This is a genomic window from Halioglobus maricola, assembly GCF_009388985.1.
Lineage (GTDB): Bacteria > Pseudomonadota > Gammaproteobacteria > Pseudomonadales > Halieaceae > Halioglobus > Halioglobus maricola.
This window is the reverse complement of the sequence record NZ_CP036422.1, coordinates 3466840-3485530: the sequence shown is the minus strand read 5'-3', so window position 1 is coordinate 3485530 and position 18691 is coordinate 3466840. Positions and strand designations below refer to the sequence as shown.

Sequence of the window (18691 nt, the reverse complement as noted above, 5' to 3'; positions counted from 1 at the left end):
ATGTTACCTTTTGGGACTCAATAACCCATGCAGACGTAACATTTTGCGCATTCTTCTTCTCGGTTCCGACAGCCCCTTGGGCCGTGCCCTTGGTGAGTTTCTCGCTGAGACTGGTCGCCATGAGGTCACCACTGTTACCTGGTCGGCCTCGCGCTGGAAAAGTGAGCGGCAGGCGAAAAAGGCCATTCGGCGAGTCAAGGCAGAACTGGTGGTGGATATTCGCATCGAGGCTGTCGCCGACAGTGGCCAGGAGATCGGTGAACTCGACCTGAAGCGCAGCCATTGGGTTGCCAAGTGTTGTCAGCGTGACGGCGCCGCCCATTTTTTTGTCTCCAGCGCCCGAGTGTTCTCCGGGAAACTCGACCGTATGTACAATGAAGAGGACATTCCTGACAGCGAAGAGGGCGTGGGCCAGTTGCTGGCAGCAGCAGAGCAGGTGGTGCGTGAAAATTGCGAGCGCCACCTGATTCTGCGGCTTGGGCCAGTCTTTGCCAGCGATGGCCCGAACCTGGTCACCCAGATGTTGGCTGACATGACCAAGGGCGAGAACCTGGTGTTGGATAACAATCTGCGCGGTTGTCCGGTCTCTTCCGGCGACGGTGCCCGGGTTGTCTCCGCCATTATTGACCAGCTCAGCACCGGCGCGGAGCTCTGGGGTTTTTATCACTATTGCAGCTCAGAGACATCCACCTATTATGAATTTGCCGAGTCGGTGCTCGCCGCCTCATCCCAGTTCTCTGATTTCAGCCCGGATGCTGTCGAGCTGCAGCAGTTGGCGGCGGATACGCCCAGCCTCAATCGCTCGCTGGAATGCAGCAAAATTCGTAACACCTTCGCCATCAAGCAGTTGCCCTGGCGCAACACGATCGGTGATATGGTCAAGCAATACTACGAACAACAAGCATAAGGAGTTCTCTCCATGGCCAAGGCCACTGACGACGCACCCCAGTCGCTGGGGGTGGCGGTACTCACCGTCTCTGATACCCGTACCAAGGACACCGATTCTTCCGGCCAGTTTCTGCTGGAAGCCCTCACTGACGCCGGCCATGAAGTGCGCGCCAGGGAAATCGTGATCGACGACATTTACCAGATTCGCGCCGTGCTTTCCTCCTGGATAGCCGACAGCGATGTTGAGGCGGTGCTGGTCACCGGTGGTACGGGCTTTTCTGGCCGTGATTCGACGCCGGAGGCGGTTGCCCCCTTGTTCGACAAGCAGATCGATGGGTTTGGCGAGGTATTCCGCGCCCTGTCTTTCGAAGAGATCGGCTCGTCTACGGTCCAGTCTCGAGCACTCGCTGGCCTCGCGAACAACACGGTTATCTTCTGTATGCCCGGTTCCACTGGTGCATGCCGCACTGCCTGGGGAGGCCTGATTCGCGATCAACTGGACTCCACCTACCGGCCCTGTAACTTCGTGGGAGTGCTGCGCGTCCGGAGCGAGCAGGGTTGAGTGGCCTGACGCCGCTGGGAGACGCGCTCGAGCAAGTGCTGGCGCAAGCGCCTTGTGCCCCGGAACGGGAAGACGTTGCTCTGATGGACGGCCTCGGCCGGGTACTGGCCGAAGATATCTCCTCTTCTGTTGATGTGCCTCTCGGCGACAACTCAGCTATGGATGGCTATGCACTGCGCGCTGCAGAGTCACACAAGCCACTGCCCGTGGCTCAGAGAATACCTGCCGGCGTGGTCGGTGCCCCGCTGGCGCCCGGCACGGCCGCACGTATATTTACGGGTGCCGAACTTCCAGCCGGTGCCGATGCGGTCGCGATGCAGGAAAATTGTATTGAGCAGAGTGGCGAGGTCAGTATCGAGGGTGAATTAAGTGTGGGTGCCAATGTGCGGCCGCGCGGGCAGGATATCGCGGCGGGCTCCACTGTGCTGCAGCGGGGGCGTCAGTTGCGCGCCCAGGATCTGGGCCTGCTGGCATCGGTCGGCAGGGCTGAGGTGAGTGTTTACCGCAGGCTGCGCATTGCGGTGTTGTCGACAGGCGACGAATTAAGAGAACCGGGGCAAGGCGATTTGGCTCCGGGGCAATTGTACAACTCCAATCGTTACACACTGTCCGGGCTGATTCGCGCACTGGGCATGGAGTTTGTCGATGGTGGCATTGTTGCGGACACGCCTGAGGCGACCGCTGAAGCGCTCGCTGACGCTGCGTCCAGGGCCGATGTGGTGATTACGTCTGGCGGTGTCTCCGTCGGCGAAGAAGACCATGTGAAGGGGCAGGTGGAGCGGCTTGGTGCACTCTCGCTCTGGAAGCTGGCGATAAAGCCGGGCAAGCCACTGGCTTTCGGGCGCATCGGTGAGACCCCCTTTATCGGACTTCCAGGTAATCCTACCTCGGTGTTCGTGACCTTCAATCTGGTGGCGAAACCCTTCCTGCAGAAAATGCAGGGTCTCGATGAGCCAGGCCTGCCTACGCTAAAAGCACGTGCGGAATTCAGCGTCGAACGTGCCGGTGGCCGCCAGGACTACTTACGGGTCAATGTGGAGCAGAGCGATACAGGGCTGGTGGCACAGCGTTTCGCCAACCAGAGTTCTGGTGTGTTGAGTTCTGTGAGCTACTGCAATGCGCTGGCAGTCATTCCGATCGGCACGACAGTGGCGCCTGGCGATGAATTGGACGTTATCCTACTGGATGCCTAGTTCGTCCCAGATCTCGTCCACACGATCTTTCACTGCCTGATCCATCGCGATGGGTTCACCCCACTCGCGGTCAGTTTCCCCGGGCCACTTGTTGGTGGCATCGAATCCTACCTTGGAACCAAGGCCCGCGACCGGCGACGCAAAGTCGAGGTAGTCGATGGGGGTGTTTTCGATAAACACGCTGTCTCGGTGCGGATCCATGCGCGTGGTCATTGCCCAGATAACATCCTTCCAGTCCCGCGCATTCACGTCCTCGTCAGTGACAATCACGAACTTGGTGTACATGAACTGGCGCAGGAATGACCACACTCCGAGCATCACTCGCTTGGCATGACCCGGGTATTCCTTGCGTATGGTCACCACGGCCATACGATACGAGCAGCCTTCTGGTGGCAGATAGAAATCGACGATCTCCGGGAACTGCTTCTGCAGCAGCGGCACAAATACTTCGTTGAGCGCCACGCCGAGCACAGCCGGCTCATCTGGTGGCCGCCCGGTGTACGTGCTGTGGTAAATCGGATCTTCCCGATGGGTGATCGCTTCCACGGTAAATACCGGGAAGCGCTCTACCTCGTTGTAGTAACCGGTGTGGTCACCGAAGGGGCCCTCGTCGGCTTCGTCGCCGGGCTCGAGATAGCCTTCCAGAATGTACTCTGCGCTTGCGGGTACCTGCAGGCCATGCTCGCGGCACAGCGGTGTGAAGCATTCAGCAACTTCTGTTTTCGAGCCTCGCAGTAGGCCGGCGAAGGCGTACTCGGAGACTGGATCCGGTATTGGGGTGACAGCGCCCAGCGTGGTCGCCGGGTCAGCGCCCAGCGCCACGGCAACCGGGTAGCGTTTACCGGGGTGTTTGAGCTGCCACTCGCGGTAGTCCAGAGCGCCGCCGCGATGCGACAGCCAGCGCATGATCAGCTTGTTCCTGCCGATCAGTTGCATGCGGTAGATACCCAGGTTCTGGCGCTCCTTGGCAGGGCCGCGGGTAATGACCAGGGGCCAGGTGACCAGCGGGCCAGCATCGCCCGGCCAGCAGGTCTGAATGGGCAGTTGGTAGAGATCTACCTCGTCACCTTGTTTCGCGTGGTACTGGCAGGGCGGGTTGCGCACCTGCTTGGGGCCCATATTGAGCACCTGCTTGAGTACGGGCGCCTTGTCTGCAAGATCCTTGAATCCCTTGGGAGGGTCTGGCTGGCGCAGGTAGGCGAGAAGTTCGCCAATTTTGCGCAGGGCGGCGGTGTCTTCCTCGCCCATGCCCAGCGCCACGCGCTGTTCAGTGCCAAACAGGTTGGCGAGCACGGGGGTGTTGAAGCCTTTGGGGTTTTCGAATAACAGGGCTGGGCCGCCGGCCCGCAGGGTACGGTCGGCGATTTCGGTCATTTCCAGCTTGGGATCGACCTCGGTTTTAATGCGAACAAGATCGCCTCGCTGTTCCAGCTCGGCGATGAATTCGCGGAGGTCTCTGTATTTCACGAGCGTTTATACGTTTATTTACGCTTCATGGACATAAAGAACTCATCATTTGTCTTGGTGTCCTTGAGCTTGTCGATGAGGAACTCAATGGCAGGTGTGTCTTCCATGCCGTGCAGCAGTTTGCGCAGAATCCACATGCGCGCCAGTTCCTCTTCGCCGGTGAGCAACTCTTCGCGGCGAGTACCTGAGGAGCGGATGTTGATCGCAGGATAAACCCGCTTCTCTGCCACTTTGCGGTCCAGGTGCAGTTCCATGTTGCCGGTGCCCTTGAATTCCTCGTAGATCACTTCGTCCATCTTGGAGCCAGTGTTGATCAGAGCGGTGGCGATGATGGAGAGGCTGCCACCTTCCTCGATGTTACGGGCCGCACCGAAGAAGCGTTTGGGGCGCTCCAGTGCGTGGGCGTCAACACCACCGGTCAGTACTTTACCGGAGGAGGGGATGACGGTGTTGTAGGCGCGGGCCAGGCGAGTGATGGAGTCGAGCAGGATGATGACGTCGCGCTTGTGCTCGACCAGGCGTTTGGCCTTCTCGATCACCATGTCGGCAACCTGTACATGGCGCGAGGGGGGCTCGTCGAAGGTTGATGCGACAACTTCGGCGCCTCGTGCGCCTACAGATCGCTGCATCTCAGTGACTTCCTCGGGGCGCTCATCGATCAACAGGACGATGATGTCGCACTCGGGATTGTTACTGATCACCGCCTGGGCGATGTTCTGCATCATGATGGTCTTACCGGCCTTGGGAGGCGCAACCAGCAGGCCGCGCTGGCCTTTGCCGATGGGCGCCACCAGGTCGATGATACGGCCGGTGAGATCCTCGGAGCTGCCGTTACCTTTTTCCAGCGTCAGGCGCTCATCCGGGAACAGCGGCGTCAGGTTCTCGAACAGGATCTTGTTCTTGGATTGTTCAGGTTTACTGAAGTTAACCTCGCCGACTTTCAGTAGCGCGAAGTAGCGCTCTGAGTCTTTCGGCGGGCGAATCTTGCCCGAAATCGTGTCGCCGGTACGCAGGTTGAAGCGGCGAATCTGGCTGGGCGACACGTAGATGTCGTCGGGCCCTGCCAGATAGGAGCTGTCTGCGCTGCGCAGGAAGCCGAAGCCGTCCTGCAGGATTTCCAGTACTCCGTCACCATAGATATCTTCGCCACTTTTGGCGTGGCGCTTGAGGATCGCGAAAATAATGTCCTGCTTGCGAGAGCGGGCCATGTTCTCGATGCCCATCTCTTTAGCGAGATCGATGAGTACTTGGGTAGGTTTGTTCTTCAGATCAGTAAGATTCATAAACTAGGGGCGTTATTGGGGCGTGAAAGGAATAGGAATTAAACGAATACGCGCGGCACATGCCGGCCGAATGGATCTAAACGTTGAATAGCAGAGTTATTATTGCTGCACAGGAACGTGCGACAGATCAAAAGGTAGCACGGGTGGTAGGGGGCGTCTACACCTATTTTTTCTTTTGTGGACGCGACTTTAGCTGCGCTGAGGGCGGATATGCGCGACCGTGGCCGCGCATATCACCGAACTGCTTACCACGAACTCAGTGACGGCCCGAGTATGTGTCTGGACTTGCCAATCACGTGGGAGCTCTGGCCGACGATCAGTGGGTCGATCTTCACCACGTCATGGTTCTTCTCGGGGTAATCCAGGCAGCTGAGGAAGTGCTGCATACAGGCCAGCCTGGCGCGCTTCTTGTCGGAGGACTTCACGATAGCCCAGGGTGCGTCGGCTGTGTCGGTGTAAAAGAACATGGCCTCCTTGGCTTCTGTGTATTCGTCCCATTTGTCGAGGGAGGCCTCATCAATGGGAGACAGCTTCCACTGTTTTAGCGGGTCATTGCGGCGTTTATCGAAGCGTGCATGTTGTTCTTCCTGGGTCACAGAGAACCAGTACTTGAATAACTTGACGCCGCTGCGCACCATCATTTGCTCCATCTCCGGAGTCTGGCGCATGAATTCGAGGTATTCCTCCGGTGTGCAAAATTCCATTACCCGCTCGACACCAGCGCGGTTATACCAGCTGCGGTCGAACAGCACGATTTCCCCATTACTGGGGAGGTGTTTGATGTAGCGCTGGAAATACCATTGCCCCTTTTCCAGCTCAGTGGGTTTTTCCAGCGCCACCACGCGGGCGCCGCGAGGATTGAGGTGTTCCATGAAACGCTTGATGGTGCCCCCCTTGCCCGCCGCGTCGCGACCTTCGAACAGGACGACGATTTTCTGGCCGGATTCCTTGACCCAACGCTGTACTTTCAGGAGTTCGACCTGCAGCAGGCGCTTGGTCGACTCGTACTCGTCGCGGCTCATTTTAGAGACGTAGGGGTATACCCCGCTGGTAAACAACTCGCGGATGTCGTCGGCTGTATTCAGGGTGCCCTCGAGTTCGGGCCGAAGCTCAGGCGTTGATATTGCCTGAGTGTTGATTTCGGCTATCTTGGGCTTGTTGCTGGGTACGGGATTGAGATGTTGCTCGACCACCTGGGGACTCCTGTTTTAATTGCTCTGAAAAAAACAATCAAGCCATACCCAGAGTGGCCGGAACAATGACGCGGGTCAAATCAGTGTGATTTAGACCACTTCCTGGATGAATTCAGTTAACTGGGACTTGGACAATGCGCCTACTTTGGTCGCTTCGGCATTGCCGCCTTTGAAGACGATCAGGGTAGGAATGCCGCGGATGCCGAACTTGGGCGGAATCTCGGGATTCGCGTCCACGTCGACCTTGGCGATTTTCAGCTTGCCTTCGTATTCGGATGCAATCTCGTCCAGTACCGGGGCGATCATTTTGCAGGGGCCACACCATTCGGCCCAGAAATCCACCAATACGGGGATATCGGAATTAAGGACTTCGGCATCAAAAGATGCGTCGGTAACGTGTACGATCTGGTCTGACATTGTGCTCTCCGGTTGATCTGCGGGGGCATCTCCCGCGTAGTGTTGACGTCGGTCATCATAGCCAGCCACCCGGGGCGGCACAAGCAGCGCATCCAGAGTTTTTAGGAATGCTCTAATTGCCCTGTGTTATAAACAGACATGGCGTCTGATGACGAACTCTTGCGAACTCTATGGGGGCGTTTTGAATAAAAAACAACTGTTGCTGGGCATAATTGTCGCGGCGCTTATCGCCTGGTTTGGTCTCGACCTCGGCCAGTATCTTCAACTGTCCTGGGTGCAGGGCAAAATGGGCGATTTACGCGACTGGTACAGCGCCAACCCGCTGTTGGCGGGTGTTCTCTACCTGGCCTTGTATGTGGTGGTGACGGGGCTCTCCATTCCCGGTGCGGCGGTGATGACGCTGGCCGGAGGTGCTCTCTTCGGCTTCTGGTATGCGCTGGTACTGGTGTCTTTCGGCAGCAGTATTGGTGCCACGGTAGCCTTCCTGATTTCACGCACATTGCTGCGCGACTGGGTGCAGCAGCGCTTCGCCAAGCAATTGCGGCCGGTGAATGAAGGCTTTGCCAAAGATGGCGCGTTCTACCTGTTCGGCCTGCGTCTGGTGCCACTGTTCCCGTTTTTTGTCATTAATCTGGCGATGGGCTTATTGCCGATCGGCACCTGGCGATACTACTGGGTGTCGCAATTGGGCATGTTGCCCGCCACTGCGGTGTATGTGAATGCGGGAACCCAGCTGGGCCAGCTGGACTCGCTGGCGGGCATTGTCTCGGCCCCCTTGCTAGTGTCTTTTGTGTTGCTGGGCGTATTTCCCTTGCTGGCGCGCCTGCTGCTCAATGCCCTGCAGCATCGCAGGGCGCTGGCACGTTGGGATCGTCCGACAGCATTTGATACCAACATGGTGGTGATTGGTGCCGGGTCTGCCGGGCTGGTCACCGCGCTTATTGCCGCGACAGTGCGCGCCAAGGTCACTCTTATTGAGCGGGATCGTATGGGTGGCGACTGCCTCAATACGGGATGTGTACCTAGCAAGGCAATTATTCGCTCCTCGCGCATTGCCCATTACGCGAACCGCGCCGCGGAGTTCGGCCTGGCGCCTGTGGATGTGCAGGTGCGCTTTCCCGAGGTGATGGCGAGGGTCCGCAAAGTGATCGCCACTATCGAGCCGCACGATTCCGTGGAGCGCTTCACCGGCCTGGGGGTTGACTGCGTGCAGGGGCAGGCGAATGTGGTCTCGCCGTGGGAAGTCGAAGTGAATGGTGAGAGGATTACCGCCCGTCACATTGTTATCGCGACTGGTGGTCGGCCGCAGATACCTGATATTCCCGGACTCGACGGGGTGCCTTATCTCACCTCAGATACGATCTGGGAGATCGAAGAGCTTCCACCTCGCTTGCTGGTGCTCGGTGGCGGGCCGATTGGCTGTGAACTCGCGCAGGCTTTTGCCCGACTGGGTTCTGCGGTGAGTATTGCTACCCGTGGGCAGCGCTTGTTGCCGCGCGAGGACCCGGAGGTCTCGGACGTCGTCGAGGCCTCGTTTACCAGCGAAGGAATATCATTGCATCTCGGTGATTCTCCGGTGGCCTTTGAAGCCGGTTTGTGCCGGCTCGCCAGTGGCGCCACTGTCGCCTTCGATACTGTGTTGCTGGCCGTTGGGCGCAGCCCCAATGTTGAGGGCCTGGGCCTGCAGGAGCTGGGTGTGGAGCTCAATCCCGCGGGTCATCTTCAGGTAGACGACTTCCTGCGTACCGCGGTGCCGTCAGTCTACGCGGCCGGTGATGTCGCTGGCCCCTATTTGTTTACTCATATGGCGAGTCACCAGGCCTGGTATGCCGCTGTGAACGCGTTGTTTGGACGGTTCCGTAAATTCCGCGTGGACTACTCAGTGGTGCCCTGGGCCACGTTTGTCGATCCCGAAGTGGCGCGGGTCGGGCTGAATGAAACCGATGCGAAGGCGCAGGGCGTTCCCTATGAAGTGAGCCGCTACGATCTCGATGATCTTGACCGGGCGATAGCCGATGGCGAAGCGAGAGGATTTGTGAAAGTACTGACCAGACCGGGTAGCGATCGGATATTGGGTGCGACTATTGTGGGCTACCACGCGGCGGAGTTGATCAACGAGTTCGTGCTGGCAATGAAGCATGGGTTGGGGCTGAACAAAATCCTCGGCACCATTCATATTTATCCCACCCTGTCTGAGGGCAACAAGTTCCTCGCCGGCGAGTGGCGCAAGGCGCGCAAGCCAGAGGGCCTGCTGAAGTTCGTAGAGCGATATCATCGCTTTAATCGCGGCGGTTAGTGGCTGCGCTGCTTTGAACTGGCAGGTGTATATCCTGGAGTGTGCTGACGGCACGCTCTATACCGGGATAGCAAGGGATCTCGAGCGGCGCCTGCGCCAGCATAACGGCGAACTCGTGGGCGGCCCGAAATATACGCGTGGGCGAAGGCCTGTTCGATTGCTTTGGTCTGGTGCCGAAGCTGATCGCGGGGCGGCTCAACGGCGCGAGGCAGCAATCAAGAAGCTGAGCCGTGAGGAGAAACTCAAATGGATAAATCTATGAGTGACCTGGTGCCACTAGCCAGCCTTGGCTGGCAGCCATTTTTTCAGCAACAACTGACGCTCGATGAATGGGATAGTGCTGTACCCGCACGGGTGCTCGAATACCATCGCAGCGAAATGCGCGTGCTCAGTGAACAGGGTGAGACAGTTATTCCGCTGCAACATGCAATGCCGAAAATGGTGGTCGGCGACTGGTTGTTGCTGGATGAGGCGCAGGTTTTTCAGCGTCTCCTGGAGCGCAAGACGCTGTTTCAACGTAAAGCCGCAGGCACTGAAGTACGCTCGCAACTCATCGCGGCTAATGTGGATACGGCATTCATCGTCTGTTCCATTAATGATGACTTCAACCTCAATCGTATTGAACGTTATCTGGCGCTCGTGAACGAGGCCGGGGCGGAACCGGTGCTGGTGTTGAGCAAGGCCGATCTGGTGGAGGATCCCACCCAGTGGGTGCGCGAGGTTCAGCAGGCGAACCCGGGGGTGATGGTTGAATCCGTGAATGGCCTGAGCAAGGAGAGCCTTGCGGCCCTGGCACCCTGGATGGCTGAGGGGGCGACGATAGCCGTGCTCGGCTCTTCGGGGGTGGGTAAGTCAACATTGATCAATACCCTGGCCGGCAAGGAGCGCCAGCTGACCGGAGCAATTCGCGACGATGACAGCAAGGGTCGTCACACCACTACCAGTCGGTCCCTGCTGCCCCTGGAGCAAGGTGGCCTGATGCTGGACACTCCCGGCATGCGCGAGATTCAGCTGGCCAATAGCGAGAGTGGTATCGACACGACGTTTGCCGAGATTGCAGAACTCGCGCGTCAATGCCGGTTCTCCGACTGCCTGCACCAGTCCGAACCCGGCTGTGAGGTGCGGCGTGCTATTGAGCGCGGCGAACTGGACGAGCGAAGGCTGGAGAGCTATCTCAAGCTGCGCCGGGAGGATGCGTTCAACAGCGCGAGCCTGGCCGAACGACGGTCGGCAGACAAGGCGCTGGGAAAGTTTTACAAGCGCACCCTGTCGGAATCGGGGAAATTGAAGGGGCGGGATAGCTAGCCTGCCTCGAGCGCCTCGAGTTCTTCCTGTAACTCTAGCCACTCAGCTTCCAGCGTCTCAGCCCGCGGTTTGAGCTCTGATTCCTGTAGCAGCAGCGCAGACAGATCGTCCTTGCGCTCAATTTCGTAGATCGTAGCGTCAGCGAGTTGTTGCTGGAGTGTCTCGAGTTGGCTCTCAACCGCTGCCATATCCTTCTCGACTTTATCCAGCCGCTTTTTCAAGGGCCGCAGTCTCTCCCGTTGCGCAGCCGCCTGTTTGCGCTTCGCTTTCGCCGAGGGTTCAGTGTTCGCAGTTGGCTGAGCTGGCGGTTTGTCGTCCCGCAGTTGTGCCAGAATCCATTTCTCGTAACCCTCCAGGTCATCCCGGTACTCCTCAACCCGTCCATCGTGAACCAACAGCAGTTCTTCCACGGTGTTCCGCAGCATGTGGCGATCGTGACTTACCAGTACCAGGGCACCTTCATAGGCCTGCAGGGCCACTTCCATGGCGTGGCGCATTTCCAGGTCCAGGTGGTTGGTGGGTTCGTCCAGGACCAATAGATTGGGTTTTTGCCACACTACCATCGCCAGCGCCAGGCGTGCTTTCTCGCCGCCGGAGAAGGGCGCTACTGCGCTGGTGGCGGCATCGCCGCGAAAGTTGAAGCCGCCGAGGAAGTTCAGAATTTCCTGCTCGCGCACGCCCGGGCTCATACGTTGGATATGCTGGGCGGGGCTCGCCTCCATGTCCAGGACTTCGAGCTGCTGCTGGTCGAAGTAACCGATATGCAGGTGTTCGCCGGCACTGCGTTGGCCCGTGAGTAAGGGAAGTTCACCCACCAGGGTCTTGAGCAGGGTGGATTTGCCTGCCCCATTGCGGCCCAGCAGGCCGAAGCGGCTGCCCGGGCGCAGTTCCAGTTCTACCGAATTGAGAATCCGGGTGTCGCCATAACCGAGGCTGGCCTCGTCCAGGCGCAACAGCGGGTCGCTGGTTTTGTCGGGTGAGGGGAAGCTGAAATCAAACGGCGAATCGGCGTGGGCTGGCGCCACGGTCTGCATGCGCTCCAGTTCTTTAAGCCTGCTCTGGGCCTGCTTGGCCTTGGTGGCCTTGTAGCGGAAGCGAGCCACGAAAGCATCGATTTCTGTGATACGGCGCTGTTGCTTCTCGTAACTCGCTTGTTGATTGGCCAGGCGTTCGGCGCGCTGCGACTCGAACTGGGAATAGTTGCCCTTGTAGCTGGACAACTGCTGTTGCTCGATGTGCAGGATGCGCTCACAGGTGGCGTCGATGAAGTCGCGGTCATGCGAGATCATCAGCAGCGTACCCGGGTACTGTTGCAACCACTGTTGCAGCCAGATGGTCGCATCCAGGTCCAGGTGGTTGGTGGGCTCGTCGAGTAGTAGCAGGTCCGAGGGGGTCATTAGCGCCCGGGCCAGGTTGAGGCGGATACGCCAGCCACCGGAGAAATCGCTCACCGGGCGTTCATAGGCATCCTCGGCAAAGCCGAGCCCCTGGAGGAGCAGGCGAGTGCGGCGCTCGGCGCTATAGCCATCCATGGTTTCCAGTTCCGTATGGATGGGCGCCGCTGCGGTGTAGTCCCCCTGCGCCTCAAGCGCAGCCAGGCGGTCCAGCAGTTCCGCCAGATTGGCGTCGCCGCGCCACACATATTCACCTGCAGGCAGGTCGGTGGCGTGGACTTCCTGGGCCATGTGCGCAAGCCGCAGGGTGGCAATGCCCTCTACGTCACCCTGATCCTGGTGCAGGTCGCCCAGTAGAAAGGCGAACAGGCTGGATTTTCCGCTGCCATTGGCGCCGATCAGGGCGAGCCGCTGGCCCGGTTGAATGGTGGCGTTGGCGCCGCCGAGCAACAGTTTGCTCCCGCGACGTAATTCGATGTCTTTGAGGATGATCATTAGGGGGTGTCTTTGTAATCCAGGGCAATCAGCACCTTGCGGCCAAAGGGCGATATGTGCACGCCGTACACTTTTATCATACTTTTACTCCTGGCTGATTTTATTAGGAAAAGAGGGCAGACCACGGTGTATTAATTGGGGTCTGTTCCCAGTTTTTCGATAAGGGTTTCGCACAGAGCCTTCAGTTGGAGGCCATCCTCCGCGGGCATGTCGACTGTACAAAGGATCTGCTCGGGGATATTTTGCGCGGCTTTTCTCAGTGTGCGGCCGTTGTTTGTTACGCTGATTTCCCTGCGCCGCTCATCTTCTTGTGCCACACGGATATCGATCAGTCCCTTGTCCTGTAAACGCTTGAGCATTGGGGTCAGGGTGCCGGCGTCAAATCGCGTGTGCTCTGCGAGGCTGGAAATACTGACGCCGTCTCGCTGCCACAGGCTAAGCATCACGAGGTACTGGGGGTAGGTCAGGTCGAGTTGTTGCAACAGTGGTCTGTAGGCTCGAACCAGGGCATTGGCCGCTGAATACAGCGAATGACAGATCTGCCGGTCCAGATCCAATACGTGGGGCTTGCTGGTGCTGGGATTTCTTGTGCTCATGGTTGTTTATTTTGCACGCAAAGTAATTGACATTGCAAGTGGAGCGGCATACGCTTGGTCATATACTTTGCGCGCAAAATAAAATTGTATGAAGGAGAACCTATGAATATCCGTGCCTTTGCTCTTGTGCTGTCTCTGATTTCACTGTCTGTTGGAAGCTCGCAGCTGGCCGCTGACCCGTCAGCGACAAACGAGATCGACAGCGAAGCATTCTATTGTATTCGTGACATGACGCCGGTCCGAGGCTTCTACGTCGATAACCTCTCTGGTGATCTCAAGGCTACCTTGGCAGCCGCCAGCGCACCTGATGGTGCAGTTTACCCTGAGGGCTCGCTGGTCCAGTTGGTTCCCGGTGAGGCCATGGTTAAACTTTCCGCCGGCGCGAGCCCCGCAACCAACGATTGGGAGTTCTTTGAACTGGATGTCTCCCCTGAAGGCACCGCGATCCGCAAGCGCGGTTTCGCTGATGTCGTGAACCGTTTTGGGGGGAACTGTCTGGACTGCCATGCGAAGGCTGAAGCCAGGTGGGATATGATTTGTGAAACCGGTCATGGTTGCGATCCGATACCCTTAACCCGGGACATGCTGGTGCTGTTACAGAAGACTGACCCGCGTTGCGAAAACAATCCCTCTCTCACAGCTGAGGAAATCGCCACTCTTCAGGCGCTGCGACAGGCCGCTACTGCCCGGAACTAGTACCTTTCCGCCAGCGTCGCTAGAGTTAGCGTGTCTGAAACCCTGCGGGCTTGGTGCCCGCTTACTCGCCAGCCCGCCGGGGCTGGCACAAGCTGAGGGCGGGTAGTACACTGTTGCGCCATCGCGATCGCGGTTGTTTCAACAATTAATGGAATGAGTCTATGAAGAAGTATGCACTGCCTCTTGCACTGGTTGGCGCTGTCACCTTGCAAGCGTGTAACCAACAATCTGCCGACACAGACAGTGCGGCCGCCGCTGCACCTGCAGCAGAAGTAGCCCTCGAGGGCACCGAGCAACGCCTGAGCTACGGCATGGCCTATGGCCTCGGCAAGCGTATGTCTATGGACGCCATGCCGCTGGATGTCGACGCCTTTGTCGCCGGTTTCCGCGATGGCATCAGCGGCACTGCGGGCCGTATGAGCGAAGAAGAAATTGCCGCTGAGATGCAGGCGTTTCAGGAACGGATGATGGCTGAGCAGCAAGCTGCGCAGGCGTCACTGGGCGAAGCAAACCTCGCTGCAGCAGTCGCTTTCCTTGAGGAAAACAAGGCGCGTGAAGGCGTAGTGGTTACCGAGTCCGGCCTTCAGTACGAAGTGCTTGAAGCAGGAGAAGGTCCCAAGCCCAGCCTGGAAGATACTGTCGAAGTTCACTATACCGGTACCTTGGTTGATGGCACGGAGTTCGATTCGTCCCACAAACGTGGCGAGACTGTGACCTTTGGTGTAGGCCAGGTGATTGCTGGCTGGACCGAAGCACTGCAACTGATGCCTGTGGGTTCCAAGTACAAGCTGTACATTCCACCCGAGCTCGGTTACGGCGCCGGTGGTGCTGGCCAGATGATCGGCCCCAATGCAGCATTGGTGTTTGAAGTGGAACTGATTTCAGTACCCAGCCAGGCAGCTGCTGAGTAAAGCGGCTTACCGGCGCTGGTTTTACTGGCGTCGGTGACTGTTGTGCAGGCCAGCGATGAGCTGGTCTTCCAGGGCGAAGCGCGCCTCAAGTGCTTCGCCGAGTGCGGAGAGATCGCGCTTTAGCTTTTTCTCTCCGCCGCTCCCTTCCCCATATTTATCATCGTAAGCCATGATTACTTCTGTGGTGTCGGCTATCGCCGGCATGACGCGCTGCGCCAGTGAAATACTGCCGTCATCAAAGCTCTCCGCTTCCGCCAGGAGCTCGTGAAACACTTCGAAGTGGCCCACTGAAACGTAGTCGACCAGAATCTCGCAGAGGGCTGTCTGGCGCTCGGTGACGCCGTCAGGGCCGAGGACGCCGTCCAGTGCGACAGCGATCTCTGTGTACTTGCCGAGCACTTCGCGCCGCTCCCTCAGCCATCGAGTGAGGATATCCTCCACCGTTTCGAATTGAACGACCGGGTCCTGGCTGGATTGGGGCATGTCAGCTTTCCTGTGAGTAACTTCGAAGAGTCTGCCACAGGCTGATGGCTGTGGCCACGGTCAACAGAATTGAGACATTAGCCAAGGCTGGCTTTCTGCTCGTCTGCGTAGGCGAGCAGCTCAGGGTAAAAGTCCAGAAAGGCTGCCTCCATCTGCGGCCGGATGGCGGCCAGCGTGCTGTCGGTCGCGGTAAGGGGGTTGCCGCGACGAAAACGCTCGCCCACACGGCGCGCGCTCGCGGGTACAGCTTCCCAGTCGCCATAGGCACCGAGAATGTCGTACCTGACCATGCGCTGAACCATGCGCTGGGCACCGGGACTGAGGGCTGCCGTGTGCGCTTCCAGGCTGCGATAGGTCAGGCGGGTGAAATCGTTGAGCTCAATGTCGGTGTACCTGAGCCAGTGTTGCGTCAGGAAGTGGTCGAAGGCGAGATCGGTCAGTATCCCGGCGTAGCGCCGCAGCTCTGGCGGGAATTCACCGCGCAGCGCAGCCAGTGTCGGGTGGCTGTCTGTATAGGCATCAATGAGGCGGTGTAAATGCACGCCATTGCGCAGTCCTGGGTCCAGCGCCTGCGGCAGGGGGCCCTTCAGGTAATCGCCCTCGAGACCGCCTGCAATCAGCGAATCGTCCGGCCACGCCAGGTGGAAGTGCGCCAGATGGTTCACAGGGCCTACACGAGTTCGTACTGGGCGTAGAATTCTTTCAGGTACTGTTCAAAGCTGACCTTGTCCGCAGCTTCCAACTGCTCCTGGCGGCCGAGTGAGGCCACCGCTTCCTGCTGCAGCCCGCTAATGAGTCCCGGGTCGACATCGAGCTCGCGAAAATATCCTGCCCAATGCTCGCTGTATTGCATGGCGAGGCGGAAGAAGGGCAGGTCTTGTTCGCGCATTTCGCGCAGCACCCTGGCGGAGGGTGTTAATTCAGGGTCCTGCACCTTGGCGAGTTGGGTCGCCATCGCGTTGGCGTGGTCATCGGCTTCGTTGACCTCGTCAAAGAGCTCCGCAATGGGTGCCATTTCCGCCAACAATGCTTCTGCCCATTCGCTCAGGGCGCGGGGTCCCTCGGTGTCCTGAAGCATCAGTCCGGGCTCACGGCCGCGGTTGACCACGGTGGTCAGGTTCGCCGCTTGCACCGCTTGTACCTCGTCATTACAGACCTGGCTGGGGGCCAGCAGGCAGTAAAGCAGGAAGGTGTCCATGAAGCGGATTTGCTCGGCGTCCAGGCCCAGTGGCGTGAACGGGCTCACGTCGACACAGCGCACCTCGATGTACTGGATGCCCCCTCGGCGCAGTGCTGAAAGTGGGGTCTCGCCCGAATTAGCCACTCGTTTGGGTCGAATCGGACTGTAAAACTCGTTCTCGATTTGCAGGAGGCTGTCGTTCAACTGTTGATAGTCGTCATTTTCACCGTGGGGAATACCCGCGTATTCAGCGTGGGGCGTCATGATGGCCTCACGCAGTGTGTCGACATAGTTGTCCAGGCAGTTGTAGCAGATGCTCAGGTCTTTTTGGGCATTGCTGGTATAGCCCAGGTCACCCATGCGCAGTGATGTTGCGTAGGGCAGGTAGAGGCTCTTGCCGTCTGCGGTCGTCTCCAGGTTGTGTTCCCTTCCCTGCAGGAAGCTGGGACACAGGGCAGGCGAGGCGCCGTAGAGGTACACCAGCAGCCAGGAATAGCGTTTGAAATTTCGAATCAGGTCGAGATAGCGCTCGGTGATGAAGTGTTTCAGCTTGCCGGGTTCACCCGCCGCTTCCCACTCCAGCTCCCAGTAGCGATGGGGCATGGAGAAGTTGTAGTGAATGCCCGCGATAGTTTGCATCGCGCGGCCATAGCGGTGCCCGAGACCATAGCGATAGGCCGTTTTCATGCGGGCCACATTGGAATCGCCGTAGCGGGCAACGGGGATGGAGTCGTCGCCGCCGACCACGCACGGCATGGATGTAGACCACAGTAGTTCCTCACCGATATTGCGATGAGTGAAGGCGTGGATGTCGGACAGCTGGGTCAGGCTCTCTTCGATGTCGGCACTGACCGGCGTGATGAACTCCAGTAGCGCCTCGGAATAATCTGTGGTGATTGATCCGTGGGTCAGGGCCGACCCCAGCGCTTCAGGGTGGACTTGTTGCGAGAGCTTGCCCTTCGGGCTTACCCTGAGGCTCTCTTTTTCGATACCCCGGCCAATCTGGCGCAGCAACTGTTTGCGATCGGGTTGCGCGAGTTTTTTGACCTGCGCTAGCAAATTTGAAGACAACAGGAGCTCCTTGTACGGGGGAGTGCCGGCAGGGCATGTTGCGGCACCGGCTGAAAGTCGGCACAAGTTTAGCCCTCATCGCGCAGCGAGTACAGGTGCCCTCAGGCGCCGATGCGCTCCAGATGTTTGTTCAGTAATTGGCAGGCGAAATTCCCCTGAACCTCGCTCTCTTGTCCGGTGGCCAGCATGATGCGTGACAGGATTAAGGCGTAGCGAGTGCCCGCGAAAATAAGATAGTAGTTGTAGTGTGTCGCGCTGAAGCCCGAGGCATGTTCCCAGCGAGCCACCGTGTCCTCATAGGAGGGCAGACCCTCGAGGCGAGGCAGGCCGAGCCCTTCGGCAAATGTGGCATCCAGGTAGTTGTACCAGGCGATGTCCTGCACCGGGTTGCCCAGCACAGCCATCTCCCAGTCGAGCAGCGCAGCTACACCGTCCAGCGCCTCGTTGAAGATCACGTTGCCTATACGAGAGTCCCCCCAGCACAACACTGTTGGCTCATCTTGCGGCTGGTTTGCCTGCAGCCAATCCAGCGCGCGTTGGCCAATGACGTGGCGGCTGCCCTCCAGGCCCCAGTCGTGATAGCGCTGCCAGTACTCCAGTTGCTGTTGCAGCGGCGTCTTGCCTTCCTCCGCCAGGTGCTCGAAACCCAGCTCCTTGTAGTCCAGTTGATGACAGGCTCCCATCGCGTCTACGGCGGCATACCAGATGGCTTCGCGTTGCTCATTGCTGGCCTCGTGCATGAGCCAGCCGTCCATGTTGTAGGGAGGCATGTCAGGCGGGATTCGCCCCGGGGTGTAGGCCATGACATAGAACTGTACGCCCAGAATACTGGTGTCTGTCTCCAGGCCGAGGAGTGTGGGTACGGGAATATCGCTGTTGGCGCCGATGCTTTCCATCACCTGGTATTGCAGGCTCAGGTCGTAGTCGGGAAAAACCGGGCGTTCGATCTGTGGTTGCAGGCGGCCGACGCAGGCAGATTGCATTGTCCGGGAACCTTCCTGCCATTGGATATTGAACAGTAAGGTGACGTTGGACATCCCCGTTCCTTCGGGAATATTCAGTTCGCCAATGGTGACGCGCGATCCCCGGCGCTCGCTGAACCAGGCCTCCAGCTTGCGGCGGATACCGTCGACGTCCTCGACGAGGGGAGTGGGGCGTTCGCTGTCCATGGCGTGAATTCCTGTCTTTAGCTATACATCCGTATAGTGTATTGATTTCCAGGGTCCGCGCCAACTACCCCACATGGGGCTGTAGGAGGCGG

The 18691-nt window shown here is 58.6% G+C and carries 18 protein-coding genes; 8 read left to right on the top strand and 10 right to left on the bottom strand.

The window, feature by feature from the left end:
- Positions 1-43: 43 nt before the first annotated feature.
- Genes EY643_RS15785 through EY643_RS15775 form a run of 3 tightly spaced genes read left to right on the top strand, consistent with a single transcriptional unit; the run spans position 44 to position 2643 of the window.
- Positions 44-907: an SDR family oxidoreductase gene (locus tag EY643_RS15785; protein ID WP_170287427.1), complete on the top strand. Its 864-nt coding sequence runs from the start codon at positions 44-46 to the stop codon at positions 905-907.
- Between the two features lie 12 nt (positions 908-919).
- A complete protein-coding gene (gene moaB / locus EY643_RS15780) occupies positions 920-1450 on the top strand; it encodes a molybdenum cofactor biosynthesis protein B (protein WP_153240130.1) in 531 nt (176 codons plus the stop codon).
- Positions 1447-2643: a molybdopterin molybdotransferase MoeA gene (locus EY643_RS15775; RefSeq protein WP_153240129.1), complete on the top strand. Its 1197-nt coding sequence runs from the start codon at positions 1447-1449 to the stop codon at positions 2641-2643. Before moaB ends, EY643_RS15775 begins: the two co-directional genes overlap by 4 nt.
- On the opposite strand, the gene ubiD is transcribed toward EY643_RS15775, so the two are convergent.
- From ubiD to trxA, 4 genes are all read right to left on the bottom strand, one after another.
- Positions 2629-4110, bottom strand: coding sequence for a 4-hydroxy-3-polyprenylbenzoate decarboxylase (gene ubiD / locus EY643_RS15770; protein ID WP_153240128.1), 1482 nt, complete (start codon positions 4108-4110; stop codon positions 2629-2631). The two genes, EY643_RS15775 and ubiD, sit on opposite strands and share 15 nt — an antisense overlap.
- 14 nt (positions 4111-4124) lie before the next feature.
- Positions 4125-5393, bottom strand: a complete 1269-nt coding sequence (rho, locus tag EY643_RS15765) for a transcription termination factor Rho (RefSeq protein ID WP_153240127.1) — start codon at positions 5391-5393, stop codon at positions 4125-4127.
- Positions 5394-5638: 245 nt separating this feature from the next.
- Positions 5639-6586, bottom strand: a complete 948-nt coding sequence (gene ppk2 / locus EY643_RS15760) for a polyphosphate kinase 2 (protein ID WP_153240126.1) — start codon at positions 6584-6586, stop codon at positions 5639-5641.
- A 90-nt stretch (positions 6587-6676) separates the two neighbouring features.
- Complete coding sequence (trxA, locus tag EY643_RS15755) at positions 6677-7003, bottom strand: thioredoxin TrxA (protein ID WP_153240125.1); 327 nt, start codon at positions 7001-7003, stop codon at positions 6677-6679.
- A gap of 181 nt (positions 7004-7184) precedes the next feature.
- Here trxA and EY643_RS15750 point away from each other — a divergent pair, with 181 nt between their 5' ends.
- From EY643_RS15750 to rsgA, 3 genes are read left to right on the top strand one after another with little or no spacing between them, the layout of a single operon-like run.
- Positions 7185-9299, top strand: coding sequence for an FAD-dependent oxidoreductase (locus EY643_RS15750; protein WP_338035550.1), 2115 nt, complete (start codon positions 7185-7187; stop codon positions 9297-9299).
- A 25-nt stretch (positions 9300-9324) separates the two neighbouring features.
- Positions 9325-9561, top strand: coding sequence for a GIY-YIG nuclease family protein (locus EY643_RS15745; RefSeq protein ID WP_338035549.1), 237 nt, complete (start codon positions 9325-9327; stop codon positions 9559-9561).
- Positions 9546-10604, top strand: a complete 1059-nt coding sequence (rsgA, locus tag EY643_RS15740; RefSeq protein WP_205743087.1) for a ribosome small subunit-dependent GTPase A — start codon at positions 9546-9548, stop codon at positions 10602-10604. The genes EY643_RS15745 and rsgA overlap by 16 nt, the downstream gene beginning before the upstream one ends.
- On the opposite strand, the gene EY643_RS15735 is transcribed toward rsgA, so the two are convergent.
- Together EY643_RS15735 and EY643_RS15730 are read right to left on the bottom strand one after the other, a co-directional pair.
- A complete protein-coding gene (locus tag EY643_RS15735; protein WP_153240123.1) occupies positions 10601-12493 on the bottom strand; it encodes an ABC-F family ATP-binding cassette domain-containing protein in 1893 nt (630 codons plus the stop codon). The two genes, rsgA and EY643_RS15735, sit on opposite strands and share 4 nt — an antisense overlap.
- Before the next feature lie 131 nt (positions 12494-12624).
- Entirely contained in the window at positions 12625-13089 is a 465-nt protein-coding gene (locus tag EY643_RS15730) for a MarR family winged helix-turn-helix transcriptional regulator (protein ID WP_153240122.1), read from the bottom strand.
- A 102-nt stretch (positions 13090-13191) separates the two neighbouring features.
- Between EY643_RS15730 and EY643_RS15725 the strand changes: the two genes are divergently transcribed.
- Positions 13192-13785, top strand: coding sequence for a hypothetical protein (locus EY643_RS15725; protein ID WP_153240121.1), 594 nt, complete (start codon positions 13192-13194; stop codon positions 13783-13785).
- 161 nt (positions 13786-13946) lie between these two features.
- On the top strand, positions 13947-14696 hold the full coding sequence (locus tag EY643_RS15720) for a BamJ family beta-barrel-assembly machinery protein (protein ID WP_153240120.1): 750 nt from the start codon (positions 13947-13949) through the stop codon (positions 14694-14696).
- Positions 14697-14717: 21 nt separating this feature from the next.
- On the opposite strand, the gene EY643_RS15715 is transcribed toward EY643_RS15720, so the two are convergent.
- The 4 genes from EY643_RS15715 to EY643_RS15700 form a co-directional block, all read right to left on the bottom strand.
- On the bottom strand, positions 14718-15179 hold the full coding sequence (locus EY643_RS15715; RefSeq protein ID WP_153240119.1) for a sigma D regulator: 462 nt from the start codon (positions 15177-15179) through the stop codon (positions 14718-14720).
- A gap of 77 nt (positions 15180-15256) precedes the next feature.
- The gene (locus tag EY643_RS15710) at positions 15257-15844 is read right to left on the bottom strand and encodes an acyl carrier protein phosphodiesterase (RefSeq protein WP_170287426.1); all 588 of its coding nucleotides are present in this window, start codon (positions 15842-15844) and stop codon (positions 15257-15259) included.
- A gap of 5 nt (positions 15845-15849) precedes the next feature.
- Entirely contained in the window at positions 15850-17430 is a 1581-nt protein-coding gene (gene gshA / locus EY643_RS15705) for a glutamate--cysteine ligase (protein WP_153240117.1), read from the bottom strand.
- A 101-nt stretch (positions 17431-17531) separates the two neighbouring features.
- The gene (locus tag EY643_RS15700) at positions 17532-18599 is read right to left on the bottom strand and encodes a phosphotransferase family protein (protein WP_153240116.1); all 1068 of its coding nucleotides are present in this window, start codon (positions 18597-18599) and stop codon (positions 17532-17534) included.
- Positions 18600-18691 lie beyond the last annotated feature (92 nt).